Raw genomic sequence first — 18,153 nt, 5'->3', positions numbered from 1 at the left:
CCGGACCATCTGGTCCGGGTCTTGTCTCGGAGTAGCGGGGACAGGATTTGAACCTGTGACCTCTGGGTTATGAGCCCAGCGAGCTACCGAGCTGCTCCACCCCGCGTCGCAAGAACAACACTACCCGCGAACCGACCCGAACCCCAATCTGGGGCGCCCGGGTCTCGCCGAGCCCGACAACCAGGGCTACGGATGAGCAGACGCGGATCGAGCCTGAAATCACGAAGGCCCGGACCTTTCGGTCCGGGCCTTCGTCTTGGAGTAGCGGGGACAGGATTTGAACCTGTGACCTCTGGGTTATGAGCCCAGCGAGCTACCGAGCTGCTCCACCCCGCGTCGCAAGAAGAACATTACACGCGAGGGGAAACGAACCCCTAATCGGAGGTGTCCCTCAGCCCCCGGAGATGAGCTCGGCGGCCTGGTCGACCTTGTCCTGGGCCTCGGCGATGAGGCGCTCGCGCTCGGCGTAGTCGCCGGACTTGCCGGCCTCGTCGGCCTGGGCGAACAGGGCACGCGCGTCCTCGAGGAGCTGGCCGACCTCGCCCGGTGAGTCACCGGATGGAGGCGGGGTGGTCTCGGCCGGTTCCTCGTCGGGATCGGAGGCCGTCGGAGGCCTCGGCTCGGCACCGGTGAGCGCGACCTCGAGGGCGTCGCTCAGCGTCGAGCCGTAGCCGACCCGTCCGTCGTAGGAGACCAGCACGAAGGCCAGCTGGGCATAGCCCGAGGTCGAGGCGGTCGCCCGGCGGGCGTAGATCGGCTCGACGTACAGGATGCCGTTCTTCGCCGTCGGATAGGTGATGACCTGGCCCCACACCGGCGCTGAGCCGGAGCGGTTGAACGAGGCGACCTCGTCGGCGATCGCCTTGTCCGTACGGAACTCGTTGGAGACCATGCCCGGACCCTGGGTGTCGTCAGGGAAGCCGGTGGTGATCCGGATCTTCCCGTAGTTCTCCGAGGTGGCATCCGAGTCCACCGACATCATCGCCGCCAGGTTGGGACGGTTGTAGGGCACGAAGGCGGAGGTCAGCGACCAGCGTGCGGTGCCGGAGCCGTCGTCGAGGAACATCCGGTAGGGCGTCTGCTGGTGGTTGTCGTCGTTCGGGTCCTCGGGCACGGCCCAGCGCTCGTTGCCGGAGAAGAAGACGTCCGGGTCGGAGACGTGGTAGCGCGCCAGCTGGTAGCGCTGAACCTTGTAGAGGTCCTCGGGATAGCGAAGGTGCTCCATCAGCTCCTTCGGGACCGACGACTTCGGCATCACGGTGCCGGGGAAGGCCGCCTCCCACGTCTGCAGGATCGGGTCCGACTCGTCCCACTCGTAGAGGGTGACCGTGCCGTCGTACGCATCCACGGTCGCCTTCACCGCGTTGCGCATGTAGTTGATCTCGTCGGTCGGCAGCGTCTGCACCCCGGTCGAGGTCTGGGTGGCGTCGTCGGTCATCGAGGCGAACGAGTCACGCGCGGCCTGCGGGTAGCGGTCGGTGGTCGTGTAGCCGTCGACCACCCACTGGATCCGCCCGCCGACGACGACCGGGTAGACGTCGTCGTCGAGGGTCAGCCAGGGCGCGACCTTCTGCACCCGCTCCTTCGGAGAGCGGTCGTAGAGGATCTCGGAGTTCTCGTTCACGCGCGAGGAGAGCAGGAAGTTCGTGGAGCCGAACTGGATGGCGTACATCAGCTGCCGGAAGTTGGAGCCGATCGGGACACCGCCGGCACCCTCGTACGTCGTCCTGGTCTCGCCGTCCTCGGAGTTGTAGTCGAGCTCGACCGGGTTGCCCTTGCCGGCCTTGCCGACGATCGAGTACTCCGGCGAGTCCTCGCCGAAGTAGACCTTGTCCTGGAACTTGCCCTGGCCGGAGGTCAGGTCGTGCTGGCCGGTGCGGTCGCCCTCGGCCCACTGCATCTGGTTCGACTCGGTCTTGTCGTCGGCGCCGCGCATGTTGGCGTAGGAGGCGATCACGCCGTTGGAGTGGGTGTAGACCGTGTGCAGGTTGGTCCAGGTGCGGTCGGAGTCGGAGATGCCGGCCTGGTTGAGCTCGCGTACGCCGAGCACGACCGCCCGCTCCTTGCCGCCGACCTCGTAGGTGGAGATGTCCAGCGGCTCGTGCACCGAGTAGTAGGAGCGTCCCTGCTGGACCTGCTCGAACTCGCGGTGGACCACCGCGGGGTCGACGATCGGCAGCGAGGACGCGGTCTCGTCGAGCTGCTCGGGCGAGGCGCCGTCGGCCTCCGCCTGCGAGGTGTACTCCGTCACCTCGAGGTCGTCCTTGGCGATGCCGTAGGCGTCCTGGGTGGCCTTGATGTTGGCCGCCAGGTAGGGCTTCTCCTTGTCCTGCTCGCTCGGCCGGACCTGGAAGCCCTGCACGACCGCGGGCCAGATCATCCCGATCAGCAGCACCGAGATCGCGAACAGCGAGATCGCGATCGAGGGCAGCTGCCAGTTGCGCCGCCACATGTTGAGGATGAACAGCACGCCACAGATCACCGCGATCCCGAGCAGGATCTGGTTGGCCGGAAGCACCGCGTGCTCGTCGGTGTAGGTCATCCCGTCCAGGCGAGGCCCGGAGCCGTTGACCAGGTCGTAGCGGTCGACCCAGTAGTCGAGCCCTTTGACCAACAGGATGAGCCCGAGCATGGCGCTGAGCTGGATCTGCGCGGAGCGGGTGAACCGGTCGCGCTGCGCGGTGAGCCGGATGCCGCCGTAGACGTAGTGCACGAGCATCGCGCCGATCGTGCCGAGGATCAGCCCGGTCAGCGCGAAGTTGACCAGGTAGTGCCACCACGGCAGGTCGAAGACGTAGAAGCCGATGTCCTTGCCGAAGAACTCATCGGTCTTGTCGAAGTCGCGCCCGTGGCGCCACATCAGATACGTACGCCACTGGCCGGCGCCCGAGAAGCCGGCGAAGATCCCGGAGACGCCCGCGATGCCGATCAGCAGCCAGGTGCGGATCGGGGCGATCGCGTCGCGGTAGCGGTCCAGGCCACCGATGTCGTCGGCCGGGTGGAAGTAGGGACGGGTGCGGTAGGCGAGCGCCGCAGGCAGCCCGATCATGATCGCCATCAGCACGAAGAAGATGACGAACAGTGCCGTACGCGTCCAGAAGACGGTGCCGAAGACGCTGCTGAAGTCGATCGCGTCGTACCACAGCGCGTCGGTGTAGATCGCCGCGAAGGCGCTGATGCCGAAGAAGAGCACGATGACCGAGACGGCCGCGATCGCCAGCCATCGGTTGCGGCCGGTGCTCTGTGTGCGCGCCGGCGCCTGCGCCGGGTCGTCGTCGTCAAATAGGCTCATGCTTCACCCTCGCTGTCGCCAATCTCCTCAAGCGGAGCCTCCTCAAGAGTGACACGCAGCAGTTCGAGGAGCTCGGGGACCAGGTCGACGCCGCCGATGACCGACTGGTCGTCGTCGTGCGCCTTCAACCGCAGAGCACAGTACGTGGCACCAGCACGTGTCGCGCCGGCCACGATGCGTACCTCTTGCCGGTCGGGGTGCGCCTTGGCGAACTCCGCGGCCGCCTCGGCGTCATCGGGGATCTTGCCGTCGGCGTCGGGCGGCAGCACGAGGCGCTCGACGACCGCCGCGCAGCCGGTGACCCCGGCGGGCCAGGCGGTCGTCTGGAGGACCTCCTCCAGCTGGGTCGTGACCGGCACCTGGTCCTGCTCGATCGGGGTCAGCGACCCGTCCTGATCGGGAGCGTCCAGGCCCATCATCGTGGCGAGCGCGGGCTCGGCCTCGACCAGCGCGGCGGTGTCGACCAGCGCGAAGAGCCTCGCCGGTCCGTCCCAGCCCTCGCCGGCGACGTGGGCCTCGATCTCGAGGACGGCAGCGGCCAGGGCGGGGTCGGTCTCCAGGTCGAGACCGCGGCTGAGCTCAGGCGTGGGCTCAGGGGTGTCGTTCACTTCGTGCTCCCACAGGTCGGCAGCTTGGCATTCGGGTCCTCGGTCCAGGTTTCGATCGCCTTGATGGCGTCGTCGAGAGTCTCCACACGGGTCAGGCGCATGTCACCGTTCTCGGCGCCCTCGACGTCTTGGCAGTTGCCGGCGGGCACCAGGAAGAGCTCGGCTCCGTCTGACGCCGCACCCGGGATCTTCTGCTGGATCCCGCCGATCGGGCCGACGTTGCCGTCACCGTCGATGGTGCCGGTGCCGGCGATCTTCTTCTCGCCGGTCAGCGCCCCCTCGGTGAGGGTGTCGTAGACCGAGAGCGCCATCATCAGTCCGGCGCTCGGTCCGCCGATGGCCGGGTCGAGGGTGATCTTGACGTCGTAGGGGAACTCGTAGGTCGCTCCCAGCGAGACGCCGATGAAGGCCTTGCCGTCCTTCTCGCCGGTCTTGATGGTCTCGGTGAGCGTCTTGCCCTTGCGCTCGACGGTCAGCTCGATCGTGTCACCGGGCTCGACCTTCTGCACCTCGGCGACGACCTCTTCGGGGGTGTCGACCGCCTTGTCGCCGACCTTGGTGACCACGTCGTCGGCCTTCAGCTTGCCGGCCGCCGGCGCGTCCTTGGTCACCTCGGCGACCGAGACCTCGTCGACGTCCTCACCGAGCTTGGTGAACGCCGCGGCGATCGCCGCGTCCTGGGCGCTGGCCATCTGCACCTGTCCGGCTTCGCGGTCGTCCTCGACGGTGCCCTGGTCGGGGTAGGCGACCTCGCGCGGGTAGACCGCCTCGGTGTCGCTCATCCATGCGCCGAGCAGGGTCCAGAGCCCGAGCCTTGCCTCGCGGGTGGTCTCGGAGACCGTGGTCATCCGCAGCTGTCCCTTGTCGCGGTAGCTCTTGTGGCCCTCGACCTGGACGATGTCCTTGCCGTCGAACTCGCCCAGGACGTTCACCGTCGGCCCGGGGCTGTAGATCGTGTAAGGCAGCGGAACGACCCAGGCGATCACGATCAGGGCAACCACGAGCGGCAGGGCGACCAGACCGGCCAGGGTGCGCTGTGTCATAGCGTCACCTTCTCATTCGGGACCAACTGCACCCTAAGAGGCATCGCGGTTGACGCGGACCGCGACTCCGGTCGACCTGTCGGGCGGCGGCTGAGGCGCTGCGTACCTTCTCGAGCGCTCGCGCGTCTTCTCCTTCTCGAGCGCGATCCCGAGGCGGCGTACGACCTCTTCGCGGTCCTGCTCGCGCCCCTCACGTCCGAGGAACGCGACCCAGGCCATCGCCAGCACGGTGATGACCGCAGACGGTACGAGCCAGAGCAGGATGTCCACGTACGCAGCCTATTTGGTGGACACAACGGCGCGCATCAGGGCGCGCCGACCCACTCGTCGGTGCCGTCGGTGAAGACCTGGTGCTTCCAGATCGGCACCTCGGCCTTGAGGGTGTCGATGAGGTCGCGGGAGGCGGCGAAGGCCTCACCACGGTGGCCGGAGGCGGTGGCCACGATGACGGCGATGTCGCCGATGTCGAGGTGGCCGGTGCGGTGGACGGCGGCGACACCCGCGACGCCGTGATCTGCGGCCACCTTCTCGGCGACATCCGCGAGGCGGGCGAGGGCACTCGGATGGGCCTGGTAGTCGAGGCCGGTGACCCCCTTGCCGCCGTCGTGGTCACGTACGCGGCCGACGAAGAGCGTCACCCCGCCGGAAGCGTCGTCGTCGAGTGCGGCCAGCACCTCGGTGACATCGAGAGGGGTCTCCCGGATGTCGAGAAGCTTGACGGCGCCATTCTTCGGTTCAGCCATGGGATCAGCCTAGTCCTTGCTGACAGCGGGCTTCCGTAACCGCGTAGGCTGGACACATGAGTCAGACCCCAGGTGGCCCCGACGAGCCGGAGGAGCCGGAGAACCCCTTCAAGGGCACGCCCTTTGAAGCGTTCTTCGGTGGTTTCCCCATCGGCGGCGTCGGCGGAGGCCCCGGCGGCATGCCTGACCTGAGCCAGATCTTCGGTCAGATCCAGTCGCTGCTACAGCCCTATGACGGCCCGCTGAACTGGGACGTCGCGATGGACCTCGCCCGCAAGGTCGCCGCGTCCACGCCCGACCCGACGCCTTCGCAGAAGCAGAAGGACGCGGTCGCCGACGCGATCCAGCTGGCCGACCACTGGCTGGAGGAGACGACGTCGTTCCCCTCCGGCGTGAAGTCCGCAACGGCCTGGTCGAAGGCCGAGTGGTTGGTCAACACCCTGGACGCGTGGAAGCCGCTGATCGAGCCGGTCGCGGCCTCGACCGCGGCCGCCATGAGCGGCCAGCTCCCCGAGGACATGAAGGCCCAGATGGGCCCGATGATCGGGTTCGTCGGCAAGGCGATGGGCGCGTTGTACGCGAACCAGGCCGGCACCGGCCTCGGTCACCTCGCCGGCGAGGTCATCTCCGTCTCCGACATCGGCATCCCGCTGACCGAGCCCGGTCAGGCGGCGTTGCTTCCGGTCAACGTCGAGCCCTTCGCCGAGGGGCTGGGCGTCAGCACCGACGACGTGCTGCTCTTCCTGGCCCTGCGCGAGGCCGCCCACCAGCGGCTCTTCGCCGGCGTGCCGTGGCTGCGTGACCACGTGGTCTCGGCCGTGACCGACTACGCACGCGGCGTCGAGCTCAACATGGAGGCCATGCAGCAGCGCATCGAGGAGCAGATGCGCGGCCTGGACCTCTCCGCCATGCAGGACCCGTCCCAGCTGCAGAACATGTTCGAGGAAGGCATGTTCGAGGTGCCGGACTCGCCCGCGCAGAAGGCAGCGCTGGAGCGGCTCGAGATCGTGCTGGCGCTCGTGGAGGGCTGGGTCGACGAGGTCGTCGCCCTGGCCACCGCCGAGAGGATGCCGGTGGCGGCGCAGCTGCAGGAGGCCGTACGCCGCCGCCGGGCAGCCGGCGGTCCGGCCGAGCAGACCTTCGCGACCCTGGTCGGCCTCGAGCTCCGGCCGCGACGGCTGCGCGACGCGGCTGCGCTGTGGGGCTCGCTGCGCACCCGGCAGGGCATCGAGGCCCGCGACGGCGTCTGGATGTCCCCGGCGCTGCTGCCCACCTCGGCCGACCTCGACGACCCGCTCGGCTTCCGTGAGGGCGCCGAGGCCCCCGACGTCGACTCGATCGACTTCGACGCGGAGCTCAAGAAGCTGCTCGGCGGAGACGCTGACGAGTGAGCTTGCACGCTGATGCGCTCGCGACGCTGCGGGCGTGGGAGGCGCCGTCTGCTCCGCAGGAGACCTTGCGGCAGCGCTACGTCTCCCATCTCGAGGCCGAGCCCACCGGGGTCTTCAAGTCGTGCGTCCCCGACCACCTGACAGCCTCGTGCGTGGTGCTCTCCGACGACGGTTCCGCGGTGTTGCTGACCCACCACCGCAAGGCGCAGCGCTGGTTCCAGTTCGGTGGTCACCTCGAGCAGGGCGACCCGACCCTATGGGCGGCCGCCGCCCGCGAGCTGCGTGAGGAGTCCGGAGTGCCGGACCTGGCGCCGCTGCCCGGGCTGGTGCAGCTCTCCGAGCACCCGGTCCCCTTCTGCGCTCCCTCCGGCGACGTCCACCACCTCGACGTACGCTTCATGGCCGTCGCTCCCGCCGGCGCGGTTCCGGCGGTGAGCGAGGAGTCGCTGGACGTACGTTGGTGGCCGGTCGACGCGATCCCCGAGCCGGAGGACAACCTGCTCGAGCTCATCAAGCTCGCCCAGGCTCGCCTCTAGCGCCGGCCTCCCGGGGTCGTGCCGAGCGCCGTGTGGGCGGTCGGACGGCGGCTGACGGCGAGCGCGGCGGGCGGTTCACCGGCGTACCTGACGACGTCGCGGGTCAGATGGCTCTGGTCGGCATAGCCGTGACGGGCGGCGACCTCGGCGACGGGCAGCGTGCCGAGGTCGGCGGCGGCGCGCTCGAAACGTACGACACCGGCAGCCGCCTTCGGGGTGAGCCCGACGGCGCGCTGGAAGCAGGTCGTGACGTACCGGTGACTCCATCCGGTCTCGGCCACGAGGTCCCGGATACGCACCTGACCTCCGGACTCGGTGATCCGGTCCCACAGCCACGACACCAGCTGGTCGGCCGGATCGCACGCCCGATCGCCGACCCGCGCGAGCAGCTCGGACTCGACCAGGTCGAGCCTCGGTCGCCAGGTACCGGCCGCTCCGAGCCGCTCCGAGAAGGATGCCCCGAGCTGCGGAATCAGGTCCTCGGCCGCCAGCACCCTGCCGGCCACCTCACTGCCCGGGACACCGAGCAGCCGAGAGACACCGAGCGGTGTCAGATATACCTGCACGCACGCATGGCTCCGCCCGGACCGGGTCGAGACCGGGCCGGGCATGAAGCCGGAGACGAACGACCCGTACGTCCCGGCGCCCTCCCCCGCGGCGACCTCGACGATCTCGAACGGGTCCCCGAAGGAGAGGACCAGCGGCAGCAGGGTCCCTGCGGGCTGGCGCCGCTCGAGCGGCACCGCCGACTGCTCGCGGAAGCCGACGATGCCCGCCACCAGACCCTGCAGTCCGGAGTGGGTGGGCAGTCGAACGATCTCGCGGGTCACGCCCGTCATGTATCGATGATCGCCGGTCGATTTCGTTCAAGCCAGCCGATTCGCGCAGGGAGCAGGCTGTCGTCATGCGAAAACTGGCGATCGTGGAGTTCTTGAGCGTGGACGGCGTGATGCAGGGGCTCGGCTCCCCCGACGAGGACCGGGATGGTGGCTTCGAGCACGGCGGGTGGGGCGCGCCGTACGGCGCCGCGCTCGGGGAGGTCCTCTCTCCCGACATCGGCACGCAGACCTCGGCGTACGTCATGGGTCGGCGGACCTACCAGAAGATGGCGGAGTTCTGGCCGACGCAGCCCGACACCGACCCGATGGCGGCGAGCCTCAACTCCGCCCCGAAGCACGTCGCGACCCGCACCCTCGACGACCTGGCCTGGAGCGGTGCGAGCGTGCTCGAGGGAGACGTCGTCGAGGCGGTCGCCGGCCTCAAGGCCGAGGGTCAGGGGACCATCGTCACGCTCGGGAGCGGTGACCTCGTCCGTCAGCTGATGAGCGCCGGGCTCGTCGACGAGCTGCGGCTGTTCGTGCATCCGTTGCTGCTCGGCACTGGAAAGCGACTCTTCGGCGACCTGCCGTCGCCGTGCTCGCTGCGGCTCGAGGACATCGCCTCGACGAGTCTCGGCACGGTCGCGCTCACGTACGCCGTGGGTCAGTCGATCTCTTCGACGTCGTCGTCCTCCTCGCCCGGAGGGGCGGGGAGCTTGGCGGCTGCGGACCAGCCCGCCAGGTAGCCCTTGGCACGCTCGGCCTGCGGATAGCGGTCGACCCACGCCCAGAACGCCTCGTTGTGCTTGGCCTCGAAGAGGTGGGCGAGCTCGTGGACGAGAACGTAGTCGACGACCCAGCTCGGCATGCCGCGGAGCCGGTCGCTGAGCCGGATCGAGCGGTCGCCGGGGGTGCACGAGCCCCAGCGGCTGTTCTGGTTGTCGACCCAGCGCACGGAGTCGGGCTTGGCCAGACCGCCGAAGTACTGGTCGCTCAGCGCGGCCGATCGTCGCATCAGATCATCGTCGCTGGGCTTGCGACGCCGTTCGGCCTTCTCCAGGCGGGCGACCATCTGCTCGACCCATTCGGCCTCCTCCCGCTGGGACATCGCGGCCGGGATCATCACGATGATGCGGTCGCCGTCACGGTAGGCGGAGACCGTACGCCGACGCCGCTTGCTGCGTCGCACCTCGATCTCCGGGCCGTCCATAGGTCAAGAAACTACCTGTTCGCCCAGGCCAGCAGGCGATCCCGAGGCCAGGTGTTGATGATCCGTTCCTCTTCGATACCCGCCGTTTCGGCTCGTTCGCACCCCAGGACGAGGAAGTCGAGCTGCCCCGGAGCGTGTGCGTCGGAGTCGATAGAGAAGAGGCAACCGGCGTCGCGGGCGAGCTCGAGGAGCTTGGTCGGCGGGTCTCTCCGCTCGGGCCGGGAGTTGATCTCGACCGCGACCTCGTGCTTGGCGCACGCCTCGAAGACCTTGCGGGCGTCGAACTGGCTGCCGGGCCGGGTGCCGCGGTTTCCGGTGACCAGCCGCCCGGTGCAGTGACCGAGCACGTTCATCCGGGTCGTGGAGACCGCCGTGACCATCCGCTTCGTCATCTGCTCCTTCTCCATCTTGAGCTTGGAGTGGACGCTGGCGACCCGCAGATGGAGCTTGGCGAGCATCTCGTCGCTCTGGTCGAGGCTGCCGTCGTCGAGGATGTCGACCTCGATCCCCTTCAGCAGGGTGAACCCGTGCCCGGCGAGGTGGTCGTTGACCGCGTCGACCACACCGAGCTGACGCTCCAGGCGGGCGGCGCTGAGACCGTTGGCGATCGTCAGCCGCGGGCTGTGGTCGGTGAGCACGAGGTACTCATGGCCCAGCTCGATCGCGGTGAAGGCCATCTCCTCGATCGGCGACCCGCCGTCGGACCAGTCGGAGTGGCTGTGCAGGTCGCCGCGGAGCCTGCTCCGCAGCCTCTCCCCCGCTCCGCCCGCGGTCAGCGGACCGCCATGGACGCGCTCGGTCTCCTGCAGCCGCTGCGGAACCTCGCCGCGCGCGGCCTCGGCGATGACCTTGGCCGTGCTCGCCCCGACCCCGCTCAGCTCGGTCAGGGTGCCCTCGGCCGCCCGGCGGCGTACGTCCTCCTCGGAGAGGGGCAGGATCGCTGCCGCCGCGGCGCGGAACGCCTTCACCTTGTAGGTGTCCTCGCGCCCGCGCTCGAGCAGGAATGCGATCCGACGCAGGGCTGCAACGGGGGACAACGGCTCGCCTACCAAATCTTCCTCCAACTATTTTTGCCTCCACAACCGGTGGAGAATGCTTTTCCCAGGTCAAGGTCCTGATTCAACCGAATATTCTCCTTTCAGTCACTTGGTTACTCACAGAAAAGGGCGTGTCTTCCACCGGCTGTCCCCAAGCAAAGCGGGGTTGTCCACATCTTGTCCACAGGCAACACGGAGTGGGACGTTGACGCGCTCCCACATCCTCTTTAAGTTCGATGTCAGTGGGACCCCCGGCGCCGCCGGACGGCCTTCGCAAGGGGAAGGCGAAGGACGATCCAGGCACCGGGGGTCCCTCCAGTTTTGTCCTCACCTCGAGACCTTCGCGAGCGCCTTCGACAGACCTTCGATGCACCCTCGAAAGCCCCGAATCCCCCGGTATGACGCCAACACGCCGACACTCGCTTGATAGCCCGTGTTGCCGCAGGAAGCGCCGCGTGTCGTAGGGTCGAGTTGGCTCGTCATGACGAGCTTCCGACGGGCTTCCCTGACAACCCCGTCGCGACGACCAGTTACATATAGGCAAGGAGGCCGTCATGGCGGAGACCTGGAGCGGCGAGTTCTACTGCGTGAAGTGCAAGGAGAAGCGCGAGGCGACCGGTGAGATCCGGGTGAACGACAAGGGCACCAAGATGGCCAAGGCCGTCTGCCCCGTCTGCAGCACCAATCTCAACCGCATTCTCGGTAAGGCCTGACCACTCAGTTCATCCTGAGCCCACGCGGCGGCGTCCCCGGCATGTCCGGCGGCGCCGCTGCCACGTTTTGCCGAAGCGTCAGCCCCGTCGGCCGAGGCGTCACCCACGTGACAACTCGGCCGACGCAGGTGACGCCTCGGCAGGTTATCCACAGGCCCGTGGATTGTCGGTGCGGGAAATCCAGCGTGGTGTGAGACTCCCCGGCATGAGCACGCGCTACCGGATTCGGCCGGGGTATGTGGCCGTACGACGTGATGAGACCCGACTCCAGATCGGCATCGACCCGCCACGGCGGGCGATCGTGCAGGACGGCGTGGAGGTACGCCGCCTGCTGACCGACCTCGCCGCGGGCCGGGCGGTCGAGCCCGACCACTTGCCCGGACGGCACGCGATGCAGCAGCTGGGCAACGCGGGCCTGCTGATGGACGCAGACGGCGGCGACCCGCCACCACGGGTGGGCTTCGACGGTCCGCCTGCCCTGCTCTCGACGGCACAGGCGCTGATCGGACCGGCGCCGGCAACGCCGAGCACCCCGGACATCGTCGTGCTCCTCGCCGAGGGACCGCTCGACCGCGAAAGAGCAGACGAGCAGGTGCGCGAGGGCCGGGCACACCTCGTCGTCGAGAGCGGACCCGACACCTGGACGGTGGGCCCGCTGGTCGTACCCGGGGTCACCGCCTGCCTTCGCTGCGTCGACGCGACGCTCGCCGAGGAGGACGAGCGGAGGGCCGTGGTCGTGAGCCAGCTCGTCGGCAACGAGGTGCCGAGCGACCCCTTGCTGCAGTCCCTCGCGCTCTCCTGGGCCGTACGCGACGCCCGCACCTACCTCGCCGGACGCACCCCCGCGTCGTGGTCGGCGTTGGTGGTCCTCACCCGTGACGACGCGCCCACCGTGCGGCCCTGGCTGCGGCATCCCTACTGCGGCTGCGCCTGGGACCTCATCGCCTCGGCCGGACCGGGCGCGGGCGAACCGGCTTGACCTGCACCGATGCCTCCGGCACTCTTGCGGACATGGTCACGAAGAGCGCGCTGCGACGACGAGGCATGGGTCTCTGACCCCGCCTTTGCGTCAGCCTGCCCTCTTCACCTCCTAGGACCACTCTCGTGCACGAGCACACTCTTGCCCTGTCCGCACACCTGCAGGACGCCGTCGTCACCTGCTTCGGCGACGCCTATGCCGGTATCGATCCCGAGCTGCGGCCGGCCACCCGGCCCGAGTTCGGCCACCTCCAGTCCAATCTGCCGCTGCGGCTGGCCGGTCCGCTCGGCCTCCCGCCGCGGGAGATCGGCGCCCGACTTGTCGACGCCATCGACCTCGGCGACATCTCGACAAGCTCGATACATCGCCTCGGCACCCTCGAGCTGGCCGGCGCCGGGTTCCTCAACCTCACCTGGTCCCCCGACCTCCTCAGCGCGGTCGTCGGCGACCTGCTGACCGACCCACACCTGGGCGTACCCACCCCGGAGAGCCCGCAGCGGGTCGTCGTCGACTACTCCTCCCCCAACGTCGCCAAGCCGATGCACGTCGGCCACCTGCGCTCCACGGTCATCGGCGACTCTCTGGCCAGGGTGCTGGCCTACGCCGGCCACGAGGTCGTACGGCAGAACCATCTCGGCGACTGGGGCACGCAGTTCGGCATGCTGGTCGAGGAGCTGCTCGGCGAGGGGCTCACCGATCCGGCGGCCGTCGCCGACCTGGACATGACCGAGCTGCTCGCGCTCTACCAGCGGGCCAAGGCGCGCTTCGACGACGATCCGGGTTTCGCCGTGGCCGCCCGGCAGCGGGTGGTCGCGCTCCAGTCCGGCGAGCCGACCACCCTGGCCCTGTGGCAGGCGCTCGTCGACGCCTCGATGGCCGAGTTCGAGGTCGCCTACAGCCGGCTCGGCGTACTCCTGACCGCTGACGACTTCGACGGCGAGAGCCGCTACAACCCGCAGCTTCCGGGCGTCGTCGACGACCTTCGGGCATCGGGTCTGCTGACCGAGTCGGCCGGCGCGCAGGTCGTCTACCCCGACGGCTTCACCGGCCGCGACGGCGCGCCGCTGCCGCTGATCGTGCGGAAGGCCGACGGTGGGTTCGGGTACGCCGCCACCGACCTCGCCACGATCCGGCACCGGGTGGACGACCTGGCCGTGGACCGGATCGTCTACATCGTCGACCACCGGCAGAGCCAGCACTTCGAGATGGTCTTCGCCGTCGCCCGCGCCGCCGGCTGGCTGACCGACTCGGTGGAGGTCCAGCACATCGGCTTCGGCACCGTGCTCGGCCCCGACGGCCGGCCGTTCAAGACCCGCTCGGGAGAGACGGTCTCGCTGACCGCGCTCCTGGACGCCGCCGAGGAGGCCGCCGCGGCCAGCTACGCCGGCACGGAAGTCGTACGCGCCGTGGCCAACGCCGCGGTGAAGTACGCCGACCTCTCCAACAACCTCGCCCGCGACTACGTCTTCGACCTCGCCCGGATGTCGGCCACCACCGGCGAGACCGGCCCGTATCTGCAGTACGCCCATGCCCGGGTGTGCAGCATCCTCGCGCAGGCTCCGCAGCAGACGTACGCCGTCAGCGACCTGTCCCACCCGGCCGAGCAGCGGCTGGCGCTGGAGCTGACCGGCTTCGCCCCGGTGGTCGCCAAGGTCGCCGGCACCTTGGAGCCGCATCACCTGACCGCGTACCTCTATGGCCTGGCGACCGCGTTGACGGCGTTCTACGAGACCTGCCCGGTGCTCAAGGCACCGGGCGAGGTCAGGCAGACCCGGCTCGCGTTGTGCGAGGCGACCCGGCGAGTGCTGTCAGAGGGACTCAGGCTCCTCGGGATCGAGGCGCCTCGAAGGATGTGAGCTCACGCCCACCAGTCGGAGTCGAGCTTGGCTTCCATGGAGCGCACGTGACGTCGCGAGCAGGCCTCGCAGAACGACTTCGAACGCCCACGCTCAACCGCGGTGGTCCACGCCAGGAGGCGGTGTGGGTCGGCCTCGTAGCATCCGCAGAAATCGCAGGTCTTCATGTCTCAACGATAGGTCGAAATCCTGCGGTTCAGAGGGCGCAACACCGAAATTCTGCGTCACCTGATTGTCAGGGCCGTGTTACGTCCGGGCAGGCAGCACACAGGCGGTGTCGAGGCCCAGAACGTGGTTGAGACGGCCGAACGCCAGCCACGATCCGAGGCACATGCTCAGCTCGACAATCTCGGCATCGGTGTAGTGGGCCGACATCCGGTCCCAGAAGTCCTGGTCGATGCCGTGGTGGTCGATCGCGTAGCGCTCGGCGAACTCGGCGGCGAGCCGGGTGCGGTCGTCGAAGGCGTCGGTCGTACGCCACTGCTCGACCGCCTCGGCGAAGGACTCCTCGACCTTCTCCCCGTCTCGTTCGGTGCGCCAGTCGAGGCAGAAGACGCAGCCGTTGATCTGCGCGATCCGCAACCGGGCGGCCTCGAACTCGCGGAGCCCGAGCGTGGTGTGCTCGTAGACCGCGAGCGAGAGCCCGGCGGCCGCCGGGCCGATGCCGGGGACCATCTCGCCCCAGACGTACTCGATCGGATCCCGTCCGTCGGGGACGTCGACGATCATGCGGTCACACCTTCCTGGGCGGCCTTGGCCGCGCCGAGCTTGCCGGTTGCCGGTTGCAGCGGTACGTCGAGCGCGTCGTAGAGGCCGGGGGCCGAGTCGACGAGCCATTCGATCGCGCCGACGAGCCGTCCGACCGCGGTGGCGTTGCCGCCCGCTGCCCGGTTGCCGGCCTTGTCGGTCGCCTCGACCGTCACCTCGATCCTCGGGTCGCCCTCGATGATCACCCGGTGGGCGCCGTCGCCGTCCGGTGGCGTCGGCCAGTGCGGGGCACAGGAGGGGTGGATGCGGGTGACGTGCTCGACGACGATGAGCGGCTCCCCGGCGACGATCCCCTGGACCTCGAAGCGCACCGCGCCCTGGGTGCCCTTCTCGAAGTCGCCCATCGACTCCGTGGTCACGGTCTCGTCCAGAGGCAGCCGTTCGACGGTCTCCCGGATCTCGTCGAGCTCGACCTCGAGCCCGCGTGCGATCAACCGGACCTGGCCTCCCCACACCATCGTCGGCACGGTCTCCATGAGCATCGGGGCGTCGTAGTCCATCGGCTGCCCCATCCCGACGAGATAGCGGACGGAGTCGGGCTGGTCGTAGGTGGAGTAGTCGAAGATCTCCTGGCACCGGACGACGTCCACGGTGCTGCCCAGACCGCTGATCAGCAGCGGCAGCACGTCGTTGCCCCACCCCGGATCGACACCGGAGACGAAGAGGGACCCGCCGGCCTCGGCGATCGCGGCCAGCACCGGCTCGCGCATCTCCGGCGGAGCGTTGCGCTGGTCGTAGAGCGCGTAGAGGGCCGGCGTGACCACCACGGCCCCGGTTCCGAGAGCTCGCACGATGTCGGCGAGAGCCTCGTCCGGACGGATGTCGCCCGATGCGGCGTACACCACGGCCTGCGGACGCGTTGCGATCACCGCGTCGATGTCGTCGGTGGCGGCGACGCCGAGATCACGGCCGAGCTCCGCGAGGTCGCCCGCGTCCCGGCCGACCTTCTCGGGGTCGTGGACGAGCACGCTCGTCAGCTCGAGTCGTGGATGTGCGTCGACCGCGCGGATGGCGAGTCGACCGATGTTTCCCGTGCCCCAAACGCATGCGCTGACCATGCGATCTCCCTTGCCGGTTGCCCTGTTGGTTTGCTTTGCCGGATTGCGTGAATGTTGCGAACCTGTGACACCCCCACCGGCATACTAGAACATGTTCTAGCAATCAGTGATGAAAAGGGAGGTCATCTTGAGCAACACACCACGAGAGGACAGGTCGCGGGGCCTGTCACGCCGAGGGTTCGTGCTCGGCGCGGGCTCACTGGCTGGTGTCGGGATGCTGGGAGGAGCATTCGGAGCCAGCCCGACATGGGCATCAGCTGCGGCATCGTCGATCGGCAACGGCGCGCAGGTCCCGGTGCTGGTCATCGGCACCGGCTACGGGGGCTCGGTCGCGGCCCTGCGGCTGGCCCAGGCCGGCATCAACGTCCACATGGTCGAGATGGGGCAGGACTGGTCCACGGTCGCGCCCGGCCCGGACGGCAAGATCCACCCGAAGGTGAGCGCTCCGGACTATCGGTCCTTCTGGATGCGTACGCGGACCAAACAGCCGCTCAGCAACTTCCTCGGGTTCCCGATCGACAAGGACGTCCCGAAGTACGCCGGCATCCTGGACGCCGAGGACTTCGCCGGCATCTCCGTCTACCAGGGACGCGGCGTCGGCGGCGGCTCGCTCGTCAACGGCGGCATGGCCGTTACGCCGAAGCGGGAGAACTTCGGAGCCGTCCTCCCCTCGGTGGATGCCGCGGAGATGTACTCCACCTACTACCCGCGGGCCAATGCCGCCCTCGGCGTCGGATCCGTCGACCCCGACTGGTTCGAACGGACCTCCTACTACCAGTACTCACGCGTGGGCCGGAAGCACGCTCAGCGCTCAGGCTTCGCGTGGACGTTCGTCCCGGACGTGTACGACTGGAACTACATGGTCGCCGAGGACAACGGCAGCGTCCCGAAGTCGGCGCTGGCCCAGGAGGTCATCTACGGAAACAACCACGGCAAGAGGACGCTGCCGAAGACGTACCTGGCTCAGGCGACCGCCACCGGGAAGGTCACCATCTCCTCTCTGCACCGGGCCACGTCGGTCCGGCCCGCGGCAGGCGGTGGGTACGACGTCGTCCTGGAACAGATCAACACCGCCGGCGACGTGGTGGCGACGAAGACGGTCAACGCGGGCAAGGTGTTCTTCGCGGCCGGCAGCGTCGGCACGAGCAAGCTGCTGGTGAAGATGAAGGCGACCGGCGCGCTGCCCGCACTGAACAGCGACATCGGCCAGGGATGGGGTGACAACGGCAACGTGATGGTCGGGCGCGCCAACCACATGTGGGACCCGACCGGTGACGTGCAGTCGACGATCCCATGCTCCGGCATCGACAACTGGGACGCCGGCGGCGCCTTCGCCGAGGTCGCGCCCCTGCCTACCGGAATCGAGACGTTCGCGTCCTTCTATCTCGCGATCACCAAGACCCAGCGCCGCGCGGCGTTCAGCTACAACTCGGCCACCGGCAAGGTCGACCTGTCGTGGCAGACCGCGTGGAAGCAGGACTCCATCACGATGGCGAAGACCATCTTCGACAAGATCAACCGGACGGAAGGGACGATCTACCGGACCGACCTGTTCGGCACGAACAAGATCTGGGGTGACCACCTGACCTACCACCCCCTTGGCGGCGCCGTCCTGAACAAGGCGACCGACAACTACGGCCGGCTGCACGGTTACAACGGTCTCTACGTCATCGACGGTTCGCTCATTCCGGGCAACACGAGCGTCAACCCGTTCGTCACGATCACCGCCCTCGCGGAGCGGAACATCGAGAGGATCATCGCCACCGACCTCTGACCGGATCGGGGCACAACATAGGACCGGCCAGTCCGAGGGTTTCTCGGACTGGCCGGTCATCTTCCACACCCGCGATCAGAGGGGTGAGGCGGTGTCCCGAGCTTGTCGAGGGGTCTGGGGTCCCATCGGGGACTTACAGCGCGCGGGCAAGAGCCAGCTTCGCCTGGACGGCGGCTCGCTCGGCCTTGCGGCCCAGGCGAGCGGCCTTGACGAGGGCATGGCCTCGCCGCAGTTCACGCGCCTCTCCCAGGCGCGCGGACATTTGCGCGCGCGCCAGGTCTTCGTAAAGCAAGTTCATCTGAGTGCTCCGTACTCGGTTGGTGTTCA

The 18,153-nt window shown here is 68.6% G+C and carries 19 protein-coding genes and 2 tRNA genes; 7 read left to right on the top strand and 14 right to left on the bottom strand.

Going from position 1 to position 18,153, the window contains the following annotated elements; translation table 11 throughout:
• Nucleotides 1–32 precede the first annotated feature (32 nt).
• The 7 genes from ACIO3S_RS14785 to ACIO3S_RS14755 form a co-directional block, all read right to left on the bottom strand.
• Nucleotides 33–106 (bottom strand) — tRNA-Met (locus ACIO3S_RS14785).
• 156 nt (nucleotides 107–262) lie between these two features.
• Nucleotides 263–336: transfer RNA gene (locus ACIO3S_RS14780), tRNA-Met, on the bottom strand.
• A gap of 55 nt (nucleotides 337–391) precedes the next feature.
• Complete coding sequence (locus ACIO3S_RS14775) at nucleotides 392–3,292, bottom strand: UPF0182 family protein (RefSeq protein WP_400464835.1); 2,901 nt, start codon at nucleotides 3,290–3,292, stop codon at nucleotides 392–394.
• Nucleotides 3,289–3,900, bottom strand: a complete 612-nt coding sequence (locus ACIO3S_RS14770) for a PPA1309 family protein (RefSeq protein WP_400464832.1) — start codon at nucleotides 3,898–3,900, stop codon at nucleotides 3,289–3,291. The genes ACIO3S_RS14775 and ACIO3S_RS14770 overlap by 4 nt, the downstream gene beginning before the upstream one ends.
• On the bottom strand, nucleotides 3,897–4,943 hold the full coding sequence (locus ACIO3S_RS14765) for a PDZ domain-containing protein (RefSeq protein ID WP_400464829.1): 1,047 nt from the start codon (nucleotides 4,941–4,943) through the stop codon (nucleotides 3,897–3,899). The genes ACIO3S_RS14770 and ACIO3S_RS14765 overlap by 4 nt, the downstream gene beginning before the upstream one ends.
• Before the next feature lie 33 nt (nucleotides 4,944–4,976).
• Nucleotides 4,977–5,213 (bottom strand): hypothetical protein, encoded by a 237-nt coding sequence (locus tag ACIO3S_RS14760; protein WP_160027430.1) that lies wholly within the window; start codon nucleotides 5,211–5,213, stop codon nucleotides 4,977–4,979.
• Between the two features lie 35 nt (nucleotides 5,214–5,248).
• Complete coding sequence (locus ACIO3S_RS14755) at nucleotides 5,249–5,686, bottom strand: molybdenum cofactor biosynthesis protein MoaE (protein WP_400464826.1); 438 nt, start codon at nucleotides 5,684–5,686, stop codon at nucleotides 5,249–5,251.
• A 56-nt stretch (nucleotides 5,687–5,742) separates the two neighbouring features.
• Between ACIO3S_RS14755 and ACIO3S_RS14750 the strand changes: the two genes are divergently transcribed.
• Nucleotides 5,743–7,077 carry a zinc-dependent metalloprotease gene (locus ACIO3S_RS14750; protein ID WP_160027426.1) on the top strand — a complete coding sequence of 445 codons (1,335 nt, stop codon included), beginning with the start codon at nucleotides 5,743–5,745 and terminating at the stop codon, nucleotides 7,075–7,077.
• Nucleotides 7,074–7,613 (top strand): NUDIX hydrolase, encoded by a 540-nt coding sequence (locus ACIO3S_RS14745; protein ID WP_400464821.1) that lies wholly within the window; start codon nucleotides 7,074–7,076, stop codon nucleotides 7,611–7,613. Before ACIO3S_RS14750 ends, ACIO3S_RS14745 begins: the two co-directional genes overlap by 4 nt.
• Here the strand turns inward: ACIO3S_RS14745 and ACIO3S_RS14740 are convergent.
• Complete coding sequence (locus tag ACIO3S_RS14740) at nucleotides 7,610–8,452, bottom strand: helix-turn-helix domain-containing protein (protein WP_400464819.1); 843 nt, start codon at nucleotides 8,450–8,452, stop codon at nucleotides 7,610–7,612. The two genes, ACIO3S_RS14745 and ACIO3S_RS14740, sit on opposite strands and share 4 nt — an antisense overlap.
• A 65-nt stretch (nucleotides 8,453–8,517) precedes the next feature.
• Here ACIO3S_RS14740 and ACIO3S_RS14735 point away from each other — a divergent pair, with 65 nt between their 5' ends.
• On the top strand, nucleotides 8,518–9,177 hold the full coding sequence (locus ACIO3S_RS14735) for a dihydrofolate reductase family protein (RefSeq protein ID WP_400464817.1): 660 nt from the start codon (nucleotides 8,518–8,520) through the stop codon (nucleotides 9,175–9,177).
• On the opposite strand, the gene ACIO3S_RS14730 is transcribed toward ACIO3S_RS14735, so the two are convergent.
• Both ACIO3S_RS14730 and ACIO3S_RS14725 read right to left on the bottom strand, forming a co-directional pair.
• A complete protein-coding gene (locus ACIO3S_RS14730; protein ID WP_141795322.1) occupies nucleotides 9,096–9,641 on the bottom strand; it encodes a M48 family metallopeptidase in 546 nt (181 codons plus the stop codon). The genes ACIO3S_RS14735 and ACIO3S_RS14730 overlap by 82 nt on opposite strands.
• A gap of 11 nt (nucleotides 9,642–9,652) precedes the next feature.
• Nucleotides 9,653–10,678, bottom strand: a complete 1,026-nt coding sequence (locus tag ACIO3S_RS14725) for a PHP domain-containing protein (RefSeq protein ID WP_400464813.1) — start codon at nucleotides 10,676–10,678, stop codon at nucleotides 9,653–9,655.
• Between the two features lie 554 nt (nucleotides 10,679–11,232).
• On the opposite strand from ACIO3S_RS14725, the gene ACIO3S_RS14720 reads away from it, so the two are divergent.
• The 3 genes from ACIO3S_RS14720 to argS all read left to right on the top strand — a co-directional run bounded on the left by ACIO3S_RS14720 (nucleotide 11,233) and on the right by argS (nucleotide 14,226).
• Nucleotides 11,233–11,391: a DUF5679 domain-containing protein gene (locus tag ACIO3S_RS14720; protein ID WP_091051197.1), complete on the top strand. Its 159-nt coding sequence runs from the start codon at nucleotides 11,233–11,235 to the stop codon at nucleotides 11,389–11,391.
• A gap of 205 nt (nucleotides 11,392–11,596) precedes the next feature.
• Entirely contained in the window at nucleotides 11,597–12,370 is a 774-nt protein-coding gene (locus ACIO3S_RS14715; RefSeq protein WP_400464808.1) for a hypothetical protein, read from the top strand.
• A 158-nt stretch (nucleotides 12,371–12,528) separates the two neighbouring features.
• Nucleotides 12,529–14,226 carry an arginine--tRNA ligase gene (argS, locus tag ACIO3S_RS14710; protein WP_400466432.1) on the top strand — a complete coding sequence of 566 codons (1,698 nt, stop codon included), beginning with the start codon at nucleotides 12,529–12,531 and terminating at the stop codon, nucleotides 14,224–14,226.
• A gap of 2 nt (nucleotides 14,227–14,228) precedes the next feature.
• Here argS and ACIO3S_RS14705 read toward each other — a convergent pair whose 3' ends face one another.
• The 3 genes from ACIO3S_RS14705 to ACIO3S_RS14695 all read right to left on the bottom strand — a co-directional run bounded on the left by ACIO3S_RS14705 (nucleotide 14,229) and on the right by ACIO3S_RS14695 (nucleotide 16,052).
• Complete coding sequence (locus ACIO3S_RS14705; protein WP_400464805.1) at nucleotides 14,229–14,393, bottom strand: hypothetical protein; 165 nt, start codon at nucleotides 14,391–14,393, stop codon at nucleotides 14,229–14,231.
• 79 nt (nucleotides 14,394–14,472) lie between these two features.
• Nucleotides 14,473–14,955 (bottom strand): carboxymuconolactone decarboxylase family protein, encoded by a 483-nt coding sequence (locus ACIO3S_RS14700; RefSeq protein ID WP_400464802.1) that lies wholly within the window; start codon nucleotides 14,953–14,955, stop codon nucleotides 14,473–14,475.
• Nucleotides 14,952–16,052, bottom strand: coding sequence for a dihydrodipicolinate reductase (locus ACIO3S_RS14695; protein ID WP_400464799.1), 1,101 nt, complete (start codon nucleotides 16,050–16,052; stop codon nucleotides 14,952–14,954). The genes ACIO3S_RS14700 and ACIO3S_RS14695 overlap by 4 nt, the downstream gene beginning before the upstream one ends.
• A 127-nt stretch (nucleotides 16,053–16,179) precedes the next feature.
• Here ACIO3S_RS14695 and ACIO3S_RS14690 point away from each other — a divergent pair, with 127 nt between their 5' ends.
• On the top strand, nucleotides 16,180–17,826 hold the full coding sequence (locus ACIO3S_RS14690; RefSeq protein ID WP_400464797.1) for a GMC oxidoreductase: 1,647 nt from the start codon (nucleotides 16,180–16,182) through the stop codon (nucleotides 17,824–17,826).
• Between the two features lie 133 nt (nucleotides 17,827–17,959).
• On the opposite strand, the gene ACIO3S_RS14685 is transcribed toward ACIO3S_RS14690, so the two are convergent.
• Nucleotides 17,960–18,124, bottom strand: coding sequence for a hypothetical protein (locus ACIO3S_RS14685; RefSeq protein ID WP_229788002.1), 165 nt, complete (start codon nucleotides 18,122–18,124; stop codon nucleotides 17,960–17,962).
• Between the last annotated feature and the right edge of the window lie 29 nt (nucleotides 18,125–18,153).

Source organism: Nocardioides sp. NPDC087217, from assembly GCF_044744805.1.
Taxonomy (GTDB): Bacteria; Actinomycetota; Actinomycetes; order Propionibacteriales; family Nocardioidaceae; genus Nocardioides.
The sequence above is the reverse complement of the archived record's forward strand: the minus strand, read 5'-3'. Positions and strand labels throughout refer to the sequence as shown.